12 protein-coding genes are annotated in these 22,177 nt (G+C 64.8%); 6 read left to right on the forward strand and 6 right to left on the reverse strand.

The window, feature by feature from the left end; all coding sequences use genetic code 11:
- Positions 1-59 precede the first annotated feature (59 nt).
- The 3 genes from A6F68_RS12710 to A6F68_RS12720 are packed head-to-tail and all read right to left on the reverse strand — an operon-like array spanning position 60 to position 11,646.
- The gene (locus A6F68_RS12710) at positions 60-3,101 is read right to left on the reverse strand and encodes a CHAT domain-containing tetratricopeptide repeat protein (RefSeq protein WP_067680807.1); all 3,042 of its coding nucleotides are present in this window, start codon (positions 3,099-3,101) and stop codon (positions 60-62) included.
- Positions 3,098-9,889, reverse strand: a complete 6,792-nt coding sequence (locus A6F68_RS12715) for a hypothetical protein (RefSeq protein WP_067680811.1) — start codon at positions 9,887-9,889, stop codon at positions 3,098-3,100. Before A6F68_RS12715 ends, A6F68_RS12710 begins: the two co-directional genes overlap by 4 nt.
- Complete coding sequence (locus A6F68_RS12720) at positions 9,889-11,646, reverse strand: ShlB/FhaC/HecB family hemolysin secretion/activation protein (protein ID WP_067680814.1); 1,758 nt, start codon at positions 11,644-11,646, stop codon at positions 9,889-9,891. Before A6F68_RS12720 ends, A6F68_RS12715 begins: the two co-directional genes overlap by 1 nt.
- A 350-nt stretch (positions 11,647-11,996) precedes the next feature.
- Between A6F68_RS12720 and A6F68_RS12725 the strand changes: the two genes are divergently transcribed.
- From A6F68_RS12725 to A6F68_RS12740, 4 genes are read left to right on the forward strand one after another with little or no spacing between them, the layout of a single operon-like run.
- Complete coding sequence (locus A6F68_RS12725) at positions 11,997-13,181, forward strand: FAD-dependent oxidoreductase (protein WP_067680816.1); 1,185 nt, start codon at positions 11,997-11,999, stop codon at positions 13,179-13,181.
- Positions 13,178-13,828 (forward strand): maleate cis-trans isomerase family protein, encoded by a 651-nt coding sequence (locus A6F68_RS12730; RefSeq protein WP_157096737.1) that lies wholly within the window; start codon positions 13,178-13,180, stop codon positions 13,826-13,828. Before A6F68_RS12725 ends, A6F68_RS12730 begins: the two co-directional genes overlap by 4 nt.
- Positions 13,825-15,288 carry an aldehyde dehydrogenase family protein gene (locus A6F68_RS12735; protein WP_067680829.1) on the forward strand — a complete coding sequence of 488 codons (1,464 nt, stop codon included), beginning with the start codon at positions 13,825-13,827 and terminating at the stop codon, positions 15,286-15,288. Before A6F68_RS12730 ends, A6F68_RS12735 begins: the two co-directional genes overlap by 4 nt.
- Positions 15,285-15,830 carry a VOC family protein gene (locus A6F68_RS12740; RefSeq protein ID WP_067680831.1) on the forward strand — a complete coding sequence of 182 codons (546 nt, stop codon included), beginning with the start codon at positions 15,285-15,287 and terminating at the stop codon, positions 15,828-15,830. Before A6F68_RS12735 ends, A6F68_RS12740 begins: the two co-directional genes overlap by 4 nt.
- Here A6F68_RS12740 and A6F68_RS12745 read toward each other — a convergent pair.
- Genes A6F68_RS12745 through A6F68_RS12755 form a run of 3 tightly spaced genes read right to left on the reverse strand, consistent with a single transcriptional unit; the run spans position 15,827 to position 18,643 of the window.
- Positions 15,827-17,113 (reverse strand): MFS transporter, encoded by a 1,287-nt coding sequence (locus A6F68_RS12745; RefSeq protein WP_067680834.1) that lies wholly within the window; start codon positions 17,111-17,113, stop codon positions 15,827-15,829. The genes A6F68_RS12740 and A6F68_RS12745 overlap by 4 nt on opposite strands.
- On the reverse strand, positions 17,106-17,540 hold the full coding sequence (locus A6F68_RS15245; protein WP_067680835.1) for a VOC family protein: 435 nt from the start codon (positions 17,538-17,540) through the stop codon (positions 17,106-17,108). The genes A6F68_RS12745 and A6F68_RS15245 overlap by 8 nt, the downstream gene beginning before the upstream one ends.
- Entirely contained in the window at positions 17,537-18,643 is a 1,107-nt protein-coding gene (locus A6F68_RS12755) for an NADP-dependent oxidoreductase (RefSeq protein ID WP_335673617.1), read from the reverse strand. The genes A6F68_RS15245 and A6F68_RS12755 overlap by 4 nt, the downstream gene beginning before the upstream one ends.
- A 92-nt stretch (positions 18,644-18,735) precedes the next feature.
- On the opposite strand from A6F68_RS12755, the gene A6F68_RS12760 reads away from it, so the two are divergent.
- Together A6F68_RS12760 and A6F68_RS12765 are read left to right on the forward strand one after the other, a co-directional pair.
- Positions 18,736-19,647 carry a LysR family transcriptional regulator gene (locus tag A6F68_RS12760; RefSeq protein WP_198152606.1) on the forward strand — a complete coding sequence of 304 codons (912 nt, stop codon included), beginning with the start codon at positions 18,736-18,738 and terminating at the stop codon, positions 19,645-19,647.
- A gap of 96 nt (positions 19,648-19,743) precedes the next feature.
- A complete protein-coding gene (locus A6F68_RS12765; RefSeq protein WP_067680840.1) occupies positions 19,744-22,176 on the forward strand; it encodes a TonB-dependent receptor in 2,433 nt (810 codons plus the stop codon).
- The last annotated feature ends 1 nt before the right edge of the window (position 22,177 follow it).

Genomic DNA, 22,177 nt, shown 5'->3' on the forward strand with positions numbered 1-22,177 from the left:
CGGCAAGAGACGCCGGAAATCCTCTTTCCGGACGCTTCGACGGTCGAAGGCCTTTCGGCCTACTTGCCCGTCACGATCGGCTTCGCCCCATCGCCCACGATCACGAAGGCCGCCCAGTAGAACGGGTGGGATGTATCCACGTCGTCCATGAGGCTTTCTTGCGCCGTCGCCAGAGCCTTGGCGAGCGGCACCTCGCTACCGGCATCGAGCAGTCCGCTGACGAGCCGCTTGGTCGCATCGAAATCGTCGGGCACCGGCCAGTGGCTCGCAAGCACCGTGCGGGCACCCGCGCCGACGAAGGCACGGACGAGACCGTCGAGCGCGTAGTTGCCGCCGGTCGTCACGCCCGCATCGCGCGAGGCGCTGACGGTCGCCATACCGGCCGTATCGCAGGCCGACAGGATCACGAGGTCCGCGTCGAGCTTCAGGTCGAAGATCTCGCGGAAGCTGAGGAGGCCGTCCGAGCCGCTGTCGCCGAATGAGGTGACGAGCGCCGGTCGTGCCGGGCAGCCGCGCCGCGGTGCCGAAACGAGTCCGTGGGTCGCGAAGTGCACGATCTTGTACTGGTCGAGCGTCTGATCGGACAGCAACGCGCTGTCGGTGAATTGCTCACCGACCCGGACTTCGCTCGCACCGCCTTGCAGACGGCTTTGCGCGAAGAACAGTTCGTCGGGAGCGATCGGACGATCCCACACCGCCAGCGGCCAATCGCATTCGGTCGCCACGGCGCCGATCGGCCTCGCCTGGACGGGCGCATTGTTGCCGAGACCAAGGTAATTGCGTGGTGCGTTCGATGGCTGCAGTGCACGGATGTCGAGGAAGCCCCGCGGACTCACCGCGATCGAAACCTTGCGGCCACGTCCGAGCCAGTCGACCCCTGTGAAGTCGAACTCGTCGGCCTTGGGCTTCTTCATGCGCTCCTGGTAAGCCGTCACCCCGCGGTCCTCGGTGACGAGGATGTACGGCGGCAACTGCAGCATCGGGCCGTCCGGCTCGAAAATCAGGTGATCGAGCCCCTTTATCTCACTGTCGATCGGTTCGAACAGCTTGAGATAGAGCTTGCGTGCCGCGACGAGGTCGAACGGGAAGTTGATCGTCTGCCCGCCTTGCACGGTCACCACGCTGTCGCGGATGACCTGCACTTCCTTCTCGAGGTCACGCACCTTGCCCGGCACCGGGATTACCCTGGCCCCGCTGGCCGTTGTGAAAAGCCCGTAAAGGTCGTCACCTACGACAATGAGCTTGTAGTAGCCCTCGCCTGCCCTGAGTTCTTTCTGAAGGTCGGCGATCTCGAGCGCTTCGGGCGCCAAGGCCTTGTACCGCGGGAAAGCCGACAGCTGGGAGGTCAGCGCCGCCTGCTCCTGCTTCATCGTTGCAAGGCTGGATTCCGCAATGCGCAGGTTCTCGATGTCTTGCGGCGTCGGCTCGTCGATGCCCTGCATCCGGCCGATCTCGACTTCCTGCCGGGCGATCTCGCGGCTCCTGCGTATAGCAAGCCGGAAAAGCGAGGCGGCTTCGTCGTTACCGTCAGACAACTGGCGAGCGAGGATCGCCTGAGTCTGTGCCACGCCCGGGCGCTCGAGGACCTGCGATGCGCTGAACATGGCAGCCGCCGCATCGCTGTCGCCGGCTTTGGCGAGGAGCGAGAAATAGGGGCTGAGCAGCGACCGCAGGGTCGGGCCGACGTCGGGAATGCTGGGAGCTTCCTCTACTACGTCCTCGTATATGGAACGGGCGCCGGCCACATCGCCGCCCCGCCCCAGGAACGCTGCCTTGCGCGCGCGGGCGGCAAGTAGTGCGGGGGAATTGGGATAGGATGCGCCGATGGCCGCAATCGCACTGTCGAAAGCACCCACGGCCTCGTCGCGCCGCCCTTCCGCCTCGGCGATAAGGGCAAGTTCCATCTGGATTTCGGACCGGAGGAAGCCGGTAGAGACAACGCGGCCGTCGCGTACGCTGTCGATCTTCTTCGCCGCGTCGTTCAGCAGCACTGTCGCTTCGGCGAGATCACCCACCTGGCGGTGCGCGATGCCGGCGAGCATGAGCGATTGGCCATCGAGGACTTCCGCCCTCTCCACCGGGGTCAAACCGGGATCGAGCCCGCCGAGGCGCTGAAGGCCGACGTTTTCCCGGTTGATCTGATCGGACAGCGAAGAACTGATCAGCCCCTGCCGCAGTGAACTTTCCTCAGGCGTTTCGAGAACCGTGGCGACCGGCTCATTAAGCACCTCGAGCGCGTCGCGCGAACGTCCCTGGTTGAGAAGGTCGATCGCGCGGTAGTTGCGCAACAGGCGTTGAGTCACGCCGTCGCCGCGCGCGACCTGCCCGGTGGCCTCCTCGAACACCCTCCGGGCACCGTCGAAATTGCCGAGGTTGGAAAGCTGCAAGCCCTGGTTGGCAAGCGCCTCGGCCAGCCGGGCCGGATTGTCGCGATTACGGTTGGCGGCGGCATCGAAGAATTCGGCCGACTCGGCGAACCGGCCCCCGTTGTTGCGGGTGTACCCTTCCTCGACGGCGTCGTCGGCTTCGAGCAGGCCTGCCTGGACCCGTGCGAAGGCCGCCGGATCGCTTACTTCGGTCGAGGCCACGCGGATTTCGCCCGGTTGCGGCGCGTCGTTGACCACCGACGCCAGCGCAAGGCGGAGCGCCGGATCGTAACCGGCGAGCCCTTCGACGAGATACGAGGTCCCGCCACGTTCCACCACGTAACGACGGTAGTCGACATTGGCCTTGCCGTCGCGGCATGTGACCGTCTCGACAGTGCCGACGCCGCTAAGGTCCGTGCGGCCCACTTCACCGCAAGCCAGGTCCGGCACGCCGGGTCCGCGCGGCTCCGCGACGAGCGCGATCGAGCGCCGCACCGCGATGACGTTGCCGACCGCACCCGCGGCATCGCGGCAGCTCAAGCGGTATGCCCGGTCGAACATGCCCTTCACGCGCGGATCGCTTGGGGCGTTCTGCGCCGTGCATGCTACGCCCGAAGTGCCCACGCGGAAGGAATTGCGGACCGAGAACGGCGTCGAGGTCTGAGCGAGCGACGGCGTCGCAAGCGCCACCGCAACGGTGCCGAGTGCGACACCTGCGAGGATCCGGCCGATCATTGGTTTTCTCCCCCTGCGTCGTCTTCGTTGACGGCCGACCCCAGCAGGGCAGGGTTGCCTGCGCCCGAAACGGGCTCGACCACATTGGCATCCGGGTTCAGCGGCCGCGTGTTGATCAGCGGTGCGGGCGGAGCGATCGGCGAGGAGGCGCTTTCGCCCTCACCCTCTTCCTCCGCGCTTTCGCTTTCGCCGGACGTGTCCTCGCCTTCATCCGCGCTCGCCGCCTCGGGCGCGCTGGGGGCATCCGCAAGGACCGAAGTGATTGCCAGGGCGATCTCGCTCGAAACCGAAGCGACCGGATCCGTCGCCCCGTTCGCGCAAACGCTGCCCAGGAACAGGCAGCTGTTGAGCTGGCTAGTGCTGCTGAATCCGGCAAACTGTTCGCTGTCGGGCGTCGGATCGGCCTGGACGAGCGCGAACGCACCCACCCCGGTTGCGGTCCCCGTGCTCGTCCGGAACTGACCGTTGATCACGATCTCGACGCCGCCCGTCGGCGGGCTATCCGGAGCAATGACTTCGCTGTTGTCGAACGTCGTCAGGAAGCCGGCCGGGGTCAGGACGGTGCCGGTGTTCTGGATGTAGAACGTGTTCCCAGGATAGATTTCCAGCCCGAATGCGTTGAGTACGCCCTCGGGTCGAGCGACGGTCAAGGGCGTATTGATGTCGGCGATATGGCCGACGTACCGCGGATCGGCGCGCAGTTTGGTGAGGATTTCGTCGCTGGCGACATGAATGTTGTCGGCTTCGATGTAGACCACACCGCCGAGGCCGCCCGAACTGTCCGCAAGCTTGATCGAACCTTGTACGGCTTCGAGTTCGACAGTCCCGGACAGCAGTGCCAGCGACGTGGTCGGCGTGAAACCGGTCCCGCTGATCGCGCCGGAGACCCTCAGGATGCCCGCAGGTACTTCAGTCGCGGTATCACCGGTAGCGAGGATCAAAGTTCCGTCGGCTCCGTACAGCTGGTCGCCGGTCACCGTCAGGTTGCCGACCGTCATGTCGGTCGCCTGTGCCGTATCGACACCGACGATCGCGATCTCGCCGGAGCGGATCCGTCCGAACTCCGCGTTGTCGAGGACGTATCCGGTCTGGGACGAACTTGCCCCGTCGCCGACGAAAACCCCCGCGGAGTTGATCGATTCGAGCAGCACTTCGCCGTTCGTTGAAAGTGCATCCAGCGAACCGGTCGAGGCGATGACGATGTCGTTAGACAGGATATCGATCTTGCGGGGGGCGCGCCACGCGCCGTTGACCGTCGCCACGCCGCCGAGATCGAAATCGATGGAGTCGGATGCCGTGATCGCCAGGCCGGTAAGCGAACCGGTGGCGGCACCGAAGATGCTGCCGGTCTGAATCGCGCCGCCGAAGGTCACCGACCCACCGATCGCCGTCGGCTGGGTTTTGAAGATCGGCAGCGGCCCGGAAGGCCCACGGAACGCCTGGAAGACGTTAGTCGTCGAAGTGACCATCGACGAGTTGCCGAAGTAGATCGCGCCCGTCGGCGCTGCGATGGAGCCCGTCGTCAGGTTGCCGCCGGTCAGCAGAAGGACGTCACGTCCGGCAAGATTGCCGGTCGTGATCGCGCCGGTCGTCTGGATTCCCAAGTCGCCCGGTGTCGTGATCGCACCGGTCGTGACGGGGCCGACCGAACTACCGATCGCCACCTTGCCTGCGGCCGGCCCCGATCCCGTGGTGGTCAGGTTCCCGGTCGATATCGCTCCGCCCGAAACGATGGTGATCCGGTCGTCCGAATCGATGGCCAAGGTGGTTAGGCCCTGGCCGGCATTCAAGAGCACGTTGACGGCGTCGAGGGCGCCGGTGGAGATCGTGCCGCTGGCCGCGAGGTTCAGAAAGCCACCGGATGTGATGTTACCGGTGAGAAGCGAACCGTTGATGTTGAGCGCCCACCCGCCCGGGAAAACGAAGTTCGCGTAGGCCAGCAAGTCCTGCCCGGTGTTGATGACCGGCGTTGCACCGAGGTTGAACGTACCCAGCGTGGTGGGCCGCATCGCCGGCAGTACGAAATTGCCGGCACTGAGAGACAGCGAACCCGCGTTGACGGTCGACGTGTCGAGCGTGACGAGCATCTGTCCGGGGGTGCTGACGCTGAGCGCGCTGGCGATGTTGACGGTCGATTGCGACACGTTGATGTCGAACGGCTCGGGGGCGACCGTGACCTGCGTTGGTACCGGAACGCCCGTCGTGGTGTCCTGCACCTGCAATACGGTGGCGACGACGTTGGGCGGCAGGTCACCAGCAGTCGTCATCGAAAGACTGTTCAGCGACACGTCGGACTGGCGGATAAAGAACCCGCGCTCGCTACCGAAGGCTGCGGAATAGAACGATCGTCCGTCCACGGCGCCGGTGCCACCGATGCCGTCCGCAACGAAGATCAGGTTGTTGGCAGTGAGAGAACCACGCTCGGTCCGCTCGAACCGCTGCGTGACCGCTACACTGAGATCGCCCGCGTAGCCGTCACCGCCGTTGCCAGCCACGGTTCCTGCGCCGCCGTCTCCGCCATATCCAGATGCGTCGAAGGTTGCATTGCCGAACGTCGCCGGCGAGCCGCGGACGAGGATGCTGCCCAAGCCGCCGTAGCCGATCCCGCCATTGCCGCCGTTCCCTTGCATGGTGCCGAGGCCGCCATCGCCGCCGTCGCCGCCGAAGGCCTGTACCAAAGCACTGACTAGGCCAAAGCTCGCAGAACCGGTGTTCTCGACCGTGTCGACCCCGCTTGCGGTGCCGAGGCCGGTTCCGCCGCCGACTGCGCGACCGCCGTCCCCGCCTCTGCCGCCGGGCGCGGTCGTTCCGCCGCTTCCTCCCTGTCCACCGAATCCGCCAAAGGCACTGGCGTCCAGCACAGTGTCGCCATTGACCGTCAGTACGCCGCGACCCGCGTTGCCCTGCGCAAAGGCGAAGCCGCCGTATGCGTCGCCGCCCGCTCCGCCGGCCTGGCCCGAGGCACCTTCGCCGCCGAAGCCACCGCTGGCGCCGACGTCGATGAGCAGGCTGCCCACGGTCACGGCGCTCGGTCCGTTCTGGCTCTGGGCGTCGATACCCGCCTGTCCGGCGAACGCGGTGCCGCCGCGCCCGCCACCGATCGCGGTCGCGTTGCCGCCGAATGCCGCGGAGGAGAAAAGGGTCGACCCGGCGATGTCGATCGTTCCGTTGAAGGAGCCGATCAAGCCGCGGGGCTGGCGGAAGGGCTGGAGGCTGATCGCATCGCCACCATTCAAGCCGTCACCACCGGTGGCGACGGTTTCCAGCTCTATATCGCCCGCAATGTCGATGTCGCCGCCATTGACGAACACATGGGCGCGGCCCGACGCGGCAGTTCCCCCGTTTCCGGTACCGAATGCGCTGCCGCCGTTGGAACTCGATTCGATCAGAACATCCTGCAGGCTGATGCTGCCGCGAAGCCCGGTGCCGTTGTTGTCACTCGCGAAGATCTGGGCAAAGCCGCTGCCGGCGTTGCCGCCGTTGCCGCCATCACGGCCGTCTCCGCCCGAAATGTCGCCGTCGAGCGCGGTGAAGCCGGTCACGGTCAGCGAGCCGTTGCTGACCGAAATGAATGCATTCTGGGCATTGGGATTGATGGGATTGCCCACCGCGCTGCCGCCGTTGACCCCGTCACCGCCGCTTGCGTTGCCATCGATCTCGAGATCGCCGTCGAGCGTCATGGTGCCGTTGTTGACGATCACCCGCGCCGAACCCGCGATGGCGTTGCCGCCGTTGCCGGTGACCGCTGCGAAACCGCCAAGCGAATCGACGTTGACGATGAAGCCTTCGGATACCGTCGCCGTCAGGGTCGCGCCGTTGGTGGCGAAGATCTGCGCTGCGCCGCCCTGCCCGTTCCCGGCGTTGCCCGAGGTGCCGAGGGCATCGCCGCCGATGCCATCTGCGCGAACCTCGATCCCGGTGAAGTCGAGCGTGGTGGTGCCGCTCGTGGCTTCGAGCGTGGCGAAGCCGCCCAAGCCGTTTCCGCCATTGCCGTTCATTGTCATGTCGGGCGTCGCGCCGAAGCCGCTGGCATCCACCGAAAGACTGACGCCGTTGATTGCGCCGCCCCTCAGCTGCAGGCGCGCGGTACCGCCGGTGCCGTTGCCACCTTGAGTCACGAAGCCCGTGCCGCCTTGGCCTTGGGCGATGACGTTGACGTTCGCTGCGTTCAGTGTGCTGTTGTTGACGAACAGCTGTGCGGTGCCGCCGGTGGCGTTGCCACCGGTCGTGCCGGGATTGTTCGCGCTGCCGCCGCCGAACGCGTTGGCCGCGACCAGAACTTCCTGAGTCGCGCCCTGGCTGCTGACATTGACGGTCCCGCCGTTGTCGATCGCCAGAACGGCGTTACCGCTTATCGCGTTACCGCCAATCCCGCCGTCACCGCCCTGGTTCTGGGAAAATATGGCAAGTCGATCGGTAACGTTGAAGGTCGCGTTGTCGACGATGACGCTCGCCGAACCGCCGGACGCATCACCACCGCGTCCAGTATCGGTGCCGGTTCCACCGACCGCTCCCGGGCCCCCTCCCGGTACCGATGCCGTCAGGGTACCGCCGTTGCGAACGGTAATGTTCCGCACTCCGCCGAACGCGTTACCGCCGTTGACCACGCCGATCGGCGGCTCGCTGGCGAAGGGCACGCCGCCCCCTTGCGCGAATGAACTGGGCAAGAGGTCGGCCGAGGTCATCGTGGCATTGTCGACCGTGATGAAGATACTGCCGCCAGTCGCCTGGCCGCCGGTCGTGTTGGCATCGTTCACCATGCCGCCGGAGGCACGCGCGATGATCCGGATGAGGCCGAATGAGCCACCCGTCGACGGACCATTAAAAATCGCACCGTTCAGGACGTCGATTCTTGCGGTGCCGCCGGTGGCAGCACCGCCCGTCGCGTTGCCGCCGCCGGACGTCCAGCCGCCGAAGGCTTCTGCCGAAAGAAAATCGAGATCCCCGGTGTTCTGATTGCCGGTCGAGTTGCCGAGATTGACGGTAAAGGTCGATCCCGGTCCGCTCGCCCTGAGCACGGCGGTGCCGCCGAAGGCCGCCCCCGCGCCGGATCCGGTCTCTGAATCTGCCCCGCCGACGCCGTCGGCAGCGACATTGAGTTCGTTGGTTGTGAAGGTACCGCCGGCTTCGACAAAGACCTCGGTATAGCCGCCGGTTCCGGTCCCGCCGGCCCCGCTCGAACCATTGTCCAGGCCAGCGATGCCGTAAGCGAGCGAACGGGTCACGCCGCCGACGCTGATCGATCCGCCGTTCGCGCTGACACTCGCATTGCCGCCCGTGGCGCGGCCGTTACCGCTCGTGAAGCTGGTCGCCGATATGAGCGCATTCTGGCCAATCGAGATCGAACCGCCGGTCGATGCCGCGATCCTTGCCGATCCGGTAGTGACCGCCACTCCGTCGAGCGAGGAGTTCTGATCGTTGGTGACGAGGGCATTGCCGCCAATCGTGATCGATCCGCCGTTATCGGCATCGATCGCGGCAAAGTTCGAAACGGTATAGCCGCTCGATGGTGCCAGGTTCTTGGGATCGAGGGCGACGACGTTCACATTGCCCGCGATGTTGATCTGTCCGCCGTTGCCGGTCGCGCGCAACTGGACCGCGTTGAAGTTCGGATCGGCGGAAGCCTGGGTACCCGAAATATCGACGTCGGAAGCGAAGTTGATCGTCTCGCCCGCATTGGCGAAGACGAAGGTGTTCGCCGTCGCGCTCGCCGTCAAACTTGACGTGATATCGACATTCCCCGCGATCGTGATGGCCGCCTGTCCGGTGCCTCCGCCGCTCGAAGGTGCCTGGGTCACGTTGCCGAACCCGATGTCCTGACCCGCCGAGAGGATGATGGCGTTGCCCTGGACGTCTGCAGCATCGGCGATGTCGAAGCCAAGCGTGCTGCCATTGGCGATAACCATGCTGATCGCATCGTTCTTCGGGACGGCCACCATGTAGATGCGGCTCGCATTGCCCGGATCGCCCGCAGGCCCCGTGATGCTGCCGGTGTTAGTCAGCGTCGTTCCCGTACCGCTGGTGCCGGATGTCACCTGGATGTCGAACAGGCCATCGGTGCGGAAGGTCATCGTTGCCGCATCGGCACTCACGAGTGCCGAAACCCGCTTGCCGTCGATGCTGCCGCCCTGATTGATCACCGGCGCGACGATCGCAAGGTAGCTGCCGGTGACGGGATCGCTTCCCGTAATCTGTGCACCCGGCTGGATTGTGACCGCCGAACCCGGCCGCACTGCGCCGTTGAACTGGACGAACTCCGCACCCGGCGCACCTTGTTCGAACACGCCGCCGACGACGGCTGGATCGATGCTCGTCAGCCCAAGGTTGCCCACGTTGAACACCGCGCTCGAGCCGATGATGATCCCGCCCGGGGTGTAGAAATACACGGTGCCGCCCGGCACATTCGATTGAAGCTGGAGCTGCGAGATCACCGTGCCGTTGAACTGGATAGGCCGGCTCTGGTCGGTCGGGAGAATCCGGTTCAGGACCGAAAAATCGGCGGTGGACTGGAACGTCGCCGTGGTGCCCGCTGGCTGAAAGATGATCGGGACATTCGGATTGGTCGTGTCGAGCGCGGGCGTGACCGCCCAGTTGATTACGGCGTCGCTCGACGTGATGTCGATCGTCGTCGTGCCCGAACCAACCGAGATCGATCCCGAGCCGGACGCGAAGGTTCCGGCTCCCTCAAACGATTGCGCCCGGGCGTCGCTCGCGCCGACGACAAGGCCGACGGCGATCGCGAATGTTGAACAGAAGGCGAGAGCGATGCGGCTGCGATCCGTACGCATCAGTTGGTCCTCCAGGGAAGAATTCGTGTCGATAGTGTCAGCAGGAAGCGGGCCTTCCCGCGCTGGGTCTGAATACCGGCGCGCTCGAGCGGCACGGCGACGGCAGCGTCAAGCCGCAACCGGTCGCCAAGGTAGGCACGCAAGCCGCCGCCGGTCGACGAGAGATTGTCGCTTCCGCCCGGCCCCTTGTTCCAGACATAAGCGATGTCGCCAAAGACATAGGGCTGCACCCTGAGTTCGGAATTGTCCGACAGCTTGTACCGCCCGCCCCGCAATTCCACGCTGGCACCAGCACCGCTGTCGCCAAGGATCGCACCCGGATCGTATCCGCGGCCCACGGTGTAATTGCCGCCGGTGAATTCCTCGAAACTCAGCAGCGGATCGAAAGCGTACTGCCCGCGGGGCTGGACCGCGATGGCGAAGTCGCGGCCAAGCGCGTGTTCGAAGTCGCCGGTGAAACGTACGAGAGTGGCCGTCGGATCGCCATCGACCCGGCTCGGCGGCGTACCCCCGGCAAGGCACCCGTTTGCGGCGCAGCCCGGCGACGCGCCGAAGATGTCGATCGCCTTGCGAACCTCGAACGATGCACCGGCCCGCCACTGGGGCCGCACATTCGCCAGATCGACCGCATCGTAATCCGCGCGCAGCCAAAGAACGCGCAGTTTGTCACGCGTCAGCTTGCCGATCAGGTCGACGTCCTGGTCGACGAAATCGAAGCCGCCGCCGAGCCAGAGATTCTCGCCCTGCGTGCGTTTGACCGGGTAGCGGCTGTGCACTTGTGCGAAGAGGGTACGCGCAGTGAGCGCGGGCCCGTTGGCACCCGCCGCACCGAGGTCGGGCTTGGTCCATGCGTATGTGAACTGGCCGCCGACGACCATTCCTTCGCCGCCCGGACGGAATTCATGGCCGAGCTGGAAAATCCGCTGCTCGTCGAAATCGGCAGTCGAGTAGAACCCGATCGAGGTGACATCGCCGAGGCCGGTGAGGCCGAAAGCCTGTGCGCGCAGCTGCCCGCCCCAGCGACCGGTCGCGCTGGCGGCGAGGTTCTGCACCGTGAAGTCCACGGCATAACGCCGGCGAACCACCGTGACTTCGCCGATGAGGTCTCCCGGCGCGGTTCCGGCAGGCTTGAGCGTCAGCTGGACGTCGTATCCGGGCAGATCGCGCGCAAGCAGCAGGTAGCGTTCGGCGCGGTAGCGGTTGAACACTTCGTCTTCGCTCAGCCGGCCGAGATACTCCTCGAGCTTGCTCTCGGCACCGCGCGTTTCACCGCGCGCGCGGATCGCACTGATGCGGGCGTAGAGGACCTCTAGCCGGACCTCTCCGTTCTCGATGCGCTGCGTGGGGACCTGGACCGCGGCAAGGTAGCCCTTGTTGCGCAGGATCGTTGCGGCAGCATCGCGGATTTCGCATATCACAGCCACCGAATGCGGTTGGCCGGCGAGCGGCTTCCAGGCCGCCTCGAGTTCGGCGGGGCTGACGCCTTTCAGGTTATTGAAGGTGACCTGGCTTATCGTGACCGGGATGTCCTGGTATTGCGGGTCGGCCAGAGGGCATGGTGAACGTTCAATTCCGCCCGAAATGGAAAGCTGCGGCGCCGGAGCCGTGGTGGGACGGCTGATGGATTCGAGCTCGTCTCGTGTCGGACCGCTGACCGGGGGAGGAGTGACCTGAGCCAGCGCGGGTGCAGCGATCATTCCGATCGTCAAACCCGTGGCAGCCAGCCAGAAACCACGGCGTGCGCGCGTGTGCGCCATTCGAATAGCCCCCAATATAACCCAGAACCTGCGGACGACCCGATATGCTTTTCTTTCGGGTTGTACTCCCTGACGGCGAGCCGTCAACCGAACACAAGGCCTTCAATTCACGACGATCCCGATCGCGACGAGGGGGCAGCGGGTAACAGGACGGACTCACCGTCACAACGCATATAAATGGCTAGTCGGTTCCGTTCGGAGCGATCCGATGGACCGCAAATCTTTCTTGCTTTCCGCGCACCAGCGGAGCGCGGCTGTCGCAAAACAAACAGTCAGCACAGGCTGGTTTGTCCGGACAACTTCGGGTATCGCTCAGACTGTAGGGATCGACTGCATCGAGGCGAGGAGCGATGGGCAAAAGCCCTGTTGCCATAGTCGGGGCTGGGCCAGTCGGTGTATGCGCCGCGCACTTTCTCGCGCGTCGTGGAATCCCGAGCGTCCTCTTCGAAGCTGAGCCTGAGCCCGCAATTGACCTTCGCGCTTCGACATTTCATCCGCCGACGCTCGAGATGCTGGCGAAAGTTGGCCTCGCCGAACCGCTTATTGCTCTAGGGCTCGTGACCCCCGATTGGCAGGTTCGCATGCACGAAACCTGCGAGAGGGCGAAATTCGATTTAGCGCACATCGCTTCAGACACACCCTACCCGTTTCGCCTGCAGTGCGAGCAATCGACCCTCGTTTCGCTCGCGCTCGAAACAGCACGCAACGAAGCCGCGATCGAGGTTCGCATGGGCGCGCGAGTGACCGCGGTTCAGCAAGACAGCGAAAGCGTGACGCTCTCGATTGCCGGGAGCGAACCGGTTCGCGCTCGTTTTGCGATCGCGGCAGACGGGGCGCGCAGCGCGCTGCGAGAAGCGGTGGGTGCCAGGTTCGAGGGGTTTACCTATCCCGAGACGACGATTCTGGCGACGACGACTTTCCCGTTCCACGAGCACATCGACGGGTTGTCCAACGTCAATTACTGTTGGGCGACCGAAGGAACGTTCAGCCTGCTGCGATTGCCGAAGGTCTGGCGCTGCTCGCTCTACGCGGATGACGGCGAAAGCATCGAAGAGGCCACCACGCCCGCGTCTGTCACCGCAAAGCTTGAACGCATCGTACCGGGCGCAAGTCAGCACGACGTCCAGGAAATCCGGGCCTACCGCATCCACCAGCGAATCGTCGAACGCTACGATCACGGACGCGTCTTGCTCGCGGGCGATGCCGCGCATCTCAATTCACCGTCGGGGGGCATGGGGATGAACGGGGGCATCCATGACGCTTACGAACTGGCCGACACTCTTGCCGAAGTTTTCGCCGACGGCGATCTTGCGCGGCTCGGACGGTATTCGCGTCGCCGCAAGGCCGTGGCCGAGGACGCGATCCTGGCGCAGGCCCACCGCAACCGGACGCGCATGCAGGAACGCGACCCGGTCAAGCGCCGCGAAGAACTCGAAGCGCTGCAGCGCATCGCGAACGATCCGGTACGCTGCCGCGAGCACCTCCTGAAGACGTCGATGATCGCGGGGCTGAGGCAGGCGGAGGCGATTTCGTGACCGCGGCCGTACTCACACCGATGGCGAACCCCACGGTCGAAGCGGAATTTCGCGCGTTGTTGCCGCCGACCCTGCCGTGGGTCACCGGCCGTCTGGTAAGCGACGAGCCCGACAGCATGAAACGCCTGGTCGCCTATGCGGAAGGCATGGCGGGCGCGATGCGCCAGTTCGACAGCCTGGCACTTTCGGCTGTCGCATTTGCCTGCACCGGGTCGAGCTACCTCGTCGGGCGCGAGCGCCAGGCGGAATTGGACGAAGCGATCTCCGTACCGGTAATCTGGGCGACCGATGCCATCGAGCGGCGGCTGGCCATGCTGGGTGCGCGCCGGATCGCGGTCGTTTCCCCATACCCGCCCGAACTGCACGCATCGGGTCTCACTTATTGGCGCAAAGGCGGTCTGGAGATCGTATTCGACGCCCGCGTGGACATCGGCTCTGCAGATACCCGTGCGATCTATGCCCTGGGCAGCGATGCCGCGAATGAAGCGCTGGAATCCGCGCGTGCCGCACGGCCCGACGCCATTCTGCTCTCAGGCACCGGGATGCCGACGCTACCGCTTCTCGACCCGGACGGCACCCCGCCCGTGGTTTCTTCCAACCTGTGCCTGGCGGACGCTCTCGTTGCCGCCGTGGGAGATCGCTCATGACCGAAACCGTATCGAGCTTCATCGGAGGAGTGTTCACCGCCGGCGCGGGCGCGGAGCGCCTGCCGATCATCAATCCGCACGACGAGAGCGTGGTGGCCGAACTCGCCGAAGCCGATGCCGCGGAAGTCGACCGCGCGGTCGCCGCGGCGCGCAGGGCGTTTGCCGACGGCCCGTGGCGCCGAGCCCCGGTAGCACAACGGCAGAAGGTGCTGCGCCGCATCGCCGCGCTCATCCGCGAGCGGGAAGGCGATCTCGTCCAGCGCGAGCTCGCGAACACCGGCATTCCAATCCGGCAGATCCGCGAGCGCCACGTCAAGCGCGCGGCGATGAACTTCGAATTCTTCGCCGACTACATCGGTCAGGTCGCCAACGAGAGTTACGAGCAGGAGCCCCCCTTCCTGACCGTAGTCCGACGCGAGCCCGTTGGTGTCGCCGCCCTCGTCGCACCGTGGAACGCGCCGCTGGCGCTGGCGACGATGGAACTCGCCGGCGCGATCGCGTTCGGCAACTCGGCCATCCTGAAGCCGAGCGAGCTGACCCCGCTCGAATTCGTGACGATCATGGAAATCTGCCGCGATGCAGGCGTGCCCGACGGAGTCGTCGGCCTCGTCAACGGTCGCGGTCCGGTGACCGGGCAGGCACTTGTAGGCCATCCGGGGATAGACGTCATCGCATTCATCGGCGGGACCGAAACGGGGCGCCACATCGCGCGCGCGGCGGGCGGCAACCTCAAGAAGTACGTTGCCGAACTCGGTGGCAAGTCGGCCAACATCATAACCGCCCGCTGCGACCTCGAGAGGGCGCTGGACGCGGCGCTCGTCGGCATTTTCTCCAACAACGGTCAGCAATGCCTCGCAGGCTCGCGCGTCCTGGTCGAGGAAAGCGTTGCGGAACAGTTCATCGCTGACTTCGTCGCGCGGACGAAACGGTTGCGCGTGGGAGACCCCGCCGATCCCGCAACGGAAATCGGCCCAGTCATCAGCCGGGCGCAATATGACCGGGTGCTTCGCTTCGCCGCCGACGCCGATGTGATCTGCGGCGGCACGCGCGCGGACGGCTTCGCAAAGGGCTTCTATGTCGCGCCGACCGTGGCTCGGGCCAGCGACAATTCCATTCCCCTTTGCCGTGAGGAAATCTTCGGGCCTTTCGCCACCTTCCTGACCTTCCGCGACATCGACGAGGCACTCGCTATCGCCAATGACAGCGAATTCGGCCTCGTGGCCTATCTCTGGTCCGACGACCTCCCGACGGTGATGAAGGCTGCCTCGACGCTCGATGCCGGGACGCTGTGGGTCAATACCCCGGTTGCCAGAGACCTGCGGGCACCTTTCGGTGGTTTCAAGAACTCGGGTGTCGGACGGACCGGAGGCCACTCGAGCCGTGCGCTGTTCACCGAGGAAAAGGTCCTCACGATGCCGATGGCGAATTTCCCGATCGCGCGGCTGGGAGTCGACGTTTGAGAGCCGTCCTTGCATTCGCGGCGCTGGCCGCAGCCGCGCCGCTCGCTGCCGACGACGACCGGCAAGTGGCAACCGCGATGGTTCGCGCGACTTTCGTGGTGCGCGACATCGATCGTTCGGTCGCGTTCTATCGCGACGTCTTCGGCTACACGGTCAGGTATGACGGCAAGATCGGGTCCACGCCCGAAAACCGCGTGCTTCTTGCGCTGAGGCCGGGCGAAGACGCGCGGTTCGTGATCCTGGATGGCGAGCGCACGTTCTCGGGCCGCGATCACAGCACAGTAGGGATCGGCCTTCTCGCGTTCCCGGACGATCGCAAACCCCGTCTCAAGCAACCGCGCGGCAATCAATTCGCCTATGGCCAGGCGATGCTGGCGCTCATGACCAGCGACATAGCCGCCGTTATCGAGCGACTGCGCGAACGCGGTGCGCCGATCCTCGCGGGGCCCGTCCATGGCCACGGCGGCAGCGAGACCGAGATCGTGACCAGCGACCCCGACGGCACGCGCATACACGTGGTCGAACAGCGCGAGAGCCTCTAGGCGGGCTTCCGCCAAACGAAGAAGACCAGCGCAAGGATCGCCGGGATCGTCGCATAGATCAACGGAACGGCCGCGACCGCAAGGTGCAGGTTGTCTTCACCGACCACGCGGGTTGAAAGCATGCCGACCGTGGTGGGCCCCAGCAGTAGCCCAGCGAGGCTGATCGCCATGTAGTACATCGCCACGACTTGCCCGCGGATCTGCCCTGGCGTGATTGCCAGCAGCGCGGTGACGCCAACCGCGGAGATCGCGCTGATCGCCGCAGAGCCGATCACGAGGAACGCGAACGCGATCCACGGCCCCGGCATGAGCATGGCAAGCGCGTTTGCCGGGACGAGTAGAGCAATGCCCCACGCCATGATCCGCCGCGGTGCATTGCGATCACCCGCAGCCGCCAGTCGGTCGCAGTAGCTGCCTGCCCATAGGTAGACTGCAGGACCGACGATGAGCGCGCTCAGCCCGTTCCACTGCGCGTAATACTCCGGCGGCCAGCCCCATCGGCGTTCGAATGCGGCCGCGAGAAAGCCCTGGCTGTAAGCAACGATGACCATGGCCGCCACGATCGAGACGATCAGCGCGTATTCCTTCGCATGTGATCCGACATGGCGCAGGGCGTCGCCGAAGCCGTTCGCATCGACACCGGCGCGGGACAGCCGCGGCGGATCGCGCAAGACCAGGAATGCCGCCGCAAGGAGCAATCCCGGCAAGCCGACTGCCAGGAACGTAAGCCGCCAGGGCGCGAGTTCACCAAGGAACGGGACTTCGACTCCGCCAGATTGCTTGGCCCAGGTCAGCACAACCGCACCGATCAGCGAGGCGAGGCCCGTGCCGAGCGTGATCGCCATCGAATATACTGCGATCGGGCGCGCGCGCTTTTCCTCCGGGAAACTGTCGCCGATCATCGAGAACGCCGCTGGGCTGAGTACCGCTTCCCCAACGCCGACAGTCATGCGCGCGGCGAAGAGCTGCGGGAAACCGCGCACGAGGCCCGAAAACGCGGTCGCCGCCGACCACAGCGCAATCCCAGCGGCAATCAGCTTGGTACGCGAGCGGCGGTCGACGAGCCAGCCGAGCGGGACCCCGATCGTCGCGTAGAAGATCGCAAATGCGGGCCCGAGTACGAGTCCGATCTGCTCATCGGAAAGCGACAGGTCGGCCTTGATCGGCTGGATCAGGAGGCCGAGGATCGCCCGGTCGACATAGCTGACCAGGTACGCGACCGTCAGCAGCGCGACCATGCCCCAGGCCGCGCGCGGGCGCGGCCAGGTGTGACCGTCAGACACGGTAGAGCACCGCCGCGTGGCCATCGGCGTCGATCACACCGACTTCGCGCCCCAGCCTGCCGTCGTGCGTGTGCAACTGGCGCTCGGGCAGCACGGTGACGCCGTCAAGGGTCGCTATGCGATCAAGTGCGGCGCCGATATCCGCGACCTCGATGACAGTCGCCGCCGAAGGACGGCTGAGCTTCGGCGGCGGCGGGACTACCTCGATCAGGGCAAGAGTGCGTTCCTGGCCATCCGGTCCATCGAGTGCGGCCATCCTCATCGTCGCACCGGGATCGATGCCGAAAATCTCATAGCTGTAGCTGTCGGAAGCGGACTGCTTGATCGACTGGAGACGAAACCCGAGCGCGTCGCGGTATAGCGCGAGTGCGCGGTCGAGGTCGCCGACGATGAGCGCCGCACGCTTGAACCGCACCGGATCCGTCACAGGCCGAGCTCCGCATCCGACAATGGATCGGCGACGCGCACGACCTGCTTGCCGAGGTTGCGGCCTTCGAACAAGCGGCAGAGCGCTTCCGGCATCCGGTCGAAGCCGTCGAGCACGTCCTCGCGCCACCTGAGTCTCCCCTCGCGAATCCAGTCCGCCATCTTTGCCTCCGCTTCGGCGAAGCGGTGCCGATACTCGTAGACGAAAAAGCCCTGCATGCGCGCTGAATTCTCCCCGATCCGCCACCAGTTCGCGAGGGCGTGATTGGGCCCATCGACGTACTGCGATATCCGCCCGCAGCTGACCACCCGCGCATAGCGGTTGATCCGGGCGAGCGCGGTGTCGAGAACCGAACCTCCGACATTGTCGAAAATCACGTCGATGCCATCGGGTGTCGCGTCGGCGAGGCGTTGGGCGAAGTTCCCGGATCGATAGTTCACGGCCTCGTCGAACCCGAGTTCTTCCGTGAGCATGTCGCACTTTTCGGGAGTACCCGCGATGCCGATCACGCGGCACCCGGCTATCTTGGCAAGCTGCCCTGCGATCGACCCGACTCCCCCGGCCGCGCCCGACACCACCACGGTCTCTCCCTCAACCGGCTGACCGATGTCGAATAGCCCGACAAAGGCTGAAAATCCGGTCATGCCCAGTACGCCGAGTGCAGTGGAATGCGGCAGATCGCGCGATCCGACCGGAAACATCAGCTTGTCGTCCGCCCCGTCGCTGATGGCGTGATCCTGCCAACCCAACTTTCCGTGAACGATCGTTCCAACCGGGAAATCGCTGTTCCGCGATTCGATGATCTGCCCCACCCCGCGGCCGTGAATGACGTCTCCCGGACGAAGCGGCAGTTCGATGCCTGCGCCGTCGATCATGTACTGCCGCATGACGGGAGCGACTGAGAGGAAGAGCGTGCGGACGAGAAATTCGCCTTGAGCGACCTCGGGCACCGGCGCCTCCATCAGGCGGAAATTGTCCAAGGATACCGCACCTTGCGGCGCCGCGGCGAGCACCCACTGGCGGCGAACAAGAGGTCGCGGCAAGCCAACCCCGGCCTTCTTGCGCTCGCGCGCCAATGCATGATCGTTTCCCGCTCCCACCACATCAGATGGGATTTTCCCCTTTGCAGTGTCCAATTTATAGTTTTTAATGAAGCACGCAAAAGTGCAAATAGCGGGCAACGAATATGGCCGTGATGGAATTCAGTCTTCGGCAGGTCAGCTACTTTCTGAGACTGGTCGAGCGAGGGTCCTTCACCCAGGCGGCAGAAGCCTTGCACATCACCCAGCCCGCACTCAGCATCGCGATCGCTCAGCTGGAAAAGGCGCTTGGCGCATCGCTGGTCGATCGCGGAACGAGCCCGCTGTCCCTGACCGAAGAGGGGCGCGTTTTCTACCGCTATGCATTGCGGGTCGAGCGTGATCTCTCCGAAGCGCGCGAGGAACTGGGCGCCCTCGGGGCCGGGACAGCGGGCCGGCTGGAAATCTGCATGGGGCCAAGCGCCGCCACTCCAGAAGTGGGCGCTGCGCTCGCGACGATGTCGGCGGACTTTCCCGGCCTCGACATAGCGATATCGCTTGGGGTCGCCCCGCCGGCGCTGGAACGCCTCGCCGACGGTGAGTTCTCGATGTACTTGGGAACAGTCCCCGACGCGGCCCTGATCGACCCGCGCTTCGCGATCACGCGGCTCGCCTTCCTGCGCCTGTTGCTCGTCGCATCGCCCGATCATCCTCTCGTAACCCGCAAGCGAGTCGGCCTTTCGGATCTGGCTGCTGCGGCGTGGATCGAGATCGGCAGCCTCGAGGAGAACTTGCCCGCGTGGAGCGCCATGTTTCGCGACGCAGGCCTGAACCCGCCTCAGCCAGCGATCAACGTCCGCAATCTGGCGATCGTGCAGACGTTGCTAGGCGAAGGTCACTTCGTCACGGTCCTTCCCGAAAGTATGATCGCGCGCCAATTACACGCGGGCGTCCTCGCACCAATCGCTCCGCAAAGGTTCAACTGGTCGCTTCCGCTCAGCCTGGTGGAGCGGCAGGGAAAGCCGCTTCCTGCCGCTGCACGCCAACTGCGAACGCGCCTGTTATCAGCGTTTGCAGGAGCGACATAACCGAAACATATCCAATGGTAAAAATTATAAACTAGACCAGCACGCCGTCTTTCCTAACTTGCACCGTAAGGGACGTGTGCATTGAGGGAGGCCGCGATGAGGGTAAGGCTGCTAGCGGGAACCGCGCTGGTGTCGATGGGGGCACTGCCGACGGCAGTATTGGCCCAGGACACCGCGCCGCAGGCGACGGACCGCTCGGTCACTTCGGGCGAGATCATCGTCACTGCGCGCAAGAAGGAAGAGCAGCTGATAGACGTGCCGCTCGCGATCACCGCGATCGGAGAGGCCGAAATCCAGGCTTCGGGCATCGAGAACGTGTCTGACCTGTCGCGGCAGGTTCCGGGCTTCAGCTTCAAACAGGGCTTTGGGCGTACAGGCTCGGGCGATGGCGGCGCAAGCGTTCGCCCGTCGATCCGCGGCATGTCGAACATTCTCGGCACGCCAAACGCCGGTTTCTTCGTGGACGGCATCTTCGTTTCGCAGAACATCACCAGCTATCAGCTCGACAACCTGGAACGCGTCGAAGTCATTCGCGGTCCGCAGTCGGCCCTGTTCGGCCGCCAGACGTTCTCTGGTGCGATCAATTTCGTGACCCGCAAGCCTGGCAACGAGTTGCGCGGTGCCATCAACGCGACCGCCGGCCAGTGGGGGCATGGCGAGGTCTCGGGCTATATCCAGGTCCCGCTGGTCGAGGATCGGCTGGCGATCGAACTCAACGGCCGCGTCTATCACTTCGGCGGCGACTATGTGAACCAGGACAACGGCAAGCGCGACATCAACGCGCAGGACAGCCAGAATTTCGGCGCACGCCTACGATGGACGCCGTCCAGCAACCTCGAAGTCCTGATCGGCGGCGCGGTCGGGCACGACAGGGACAAGGGCTATTCCTCGTTCATCGTGCCGTCGACGGCCCTTAATTGCTTTCTACCAAATATCGTCGGGACGATCGCAGGGATCCCGCGCAGTTCCACTCGTTCGCGCGGTTACTTCTGCGGCGAGATCAAGACGCCCGATACCTTTGCCTACAACAATGCCGAGATCGAGGCGCTGGGCTACCACCCTCTCGAACGCAGCTACCTGCGCGCCGACGCGACGATCGAGTACACGACCGAGAGCGACTGGACGTTGACCGCGGTCGGCGCCTTCAACTGGCAAGAGAACCAGAACGGGTTCGATAACACGTACCTGCCGTCGACCAATCCGAGCCTGTCGATCGGCTATCGCAGCAATCGCGATCACAGCCTCGAAGCACGCATCCAGACCCCGCAGAGCTGGCGCGTGCGCGGACTGTTCGGGGGTTACTACTACCAAGCTGACGACGACGAGCAGTATACCGTTAACACGACTACCACGAGCGCCAATTATCGCCTGCGGTCGAACGCGTTTTCGGACGATGCGGTGCGCAATCTCGCGCTGTTCGGCTTGATCGAGGCCGACGTAACCGACCGCCTGACGCTCAGTGCCGAGGGCCGCTACGAAGTGGACCGGATCACCGGCAGCCAGGAGAATGAAGTCCTGCTCGGCTATGGCCAGCCGACCAACATCCGTTCGAAGACCTACAAGATCTTCCTGCCGCGCGTCACCGCGCGTTACGAGCTGGCGCCCAACTGGAACCTTTACGGCTCGGTCGCCAAGGGCAACAAGCCGGGGGGGTTCAATGACTACCCGTCCGACGCCCGTGCGGCCTCGATCGCGGATTTCGACAGTCGCAATCTGGGTGCCTTCGACGAAGAAAGCGTCTGGTCCTACGAGCTCGGCACCAAGGGTCGTATCGGAGGGGTCAACTTCAACGTCGCGGCGTACCATCTCGATTGGTCGCAGCAACAGTTGACCCTGTCCTATCCCTATCAGCGAACGCAGGGTGATTTCCGGACCACGCCGTTCATCGTCAACGCCGGCCAGTCGCGGGTCAACGGCTTTGAGGTCGAGCTGTTCGGGGCGCTGAGCGACTGGTTCGATTTCCGCGTCGCCTATGCCTACAACGACGCCAAATTCGTCGACTTCTACGACGAGAACACCGAACAGATTTACGATACCGACGGTCGGCCGAGCTTCCTCGATCCCGAGCAGACGCAGGTCAACCCGGCCGACGTCGACGGGCCTGATGGACAGGTCAAGGGCAACCGGCTCCCGCAGACGCCGGTCCACCAGCTCGCGGTCAACGGCAACGTCAAGTTTCCGGTATCGAACACCGCCGCGTTTTTCATTCGCTCGGACTTCACCTACGACACGAAGCGTTATGTCCAGGTCCACAATCTGGCGCACACGGGTGACAGCCTGAATGTGAACCTGCGGACCGGCGTGGAGCTGGACAACAAGCTGACGCTGACGCTGTTCGTAAACAACCTGACCGACGATCGCTCGCCGGTAGTCGGCACCAGACTGTTCGAGTTCAGCCGGACCTTGTTGGTGCCCGATCCTCTGCGCGTCACGTTTGGCCAGCCGGTGCTCTTGAGCTTCTACCGCAACTTCCTCGTCTCGGCTCCGCGGCGGCGGCAGATCGGGGTGAGCGCCAACTACAAGTTCTAGG

It is taken from the genome of Tsuneonella dongtanensis (genome assembly GCF_001698205.1).
GTDB classification, from domain to species: Bacteria; Pseudomonadota; Alphaproteobacteria; order Sphingomonadales; family Sphingomonadaceae; genus Tsuneonella; species Tsuneonella dongtanensis.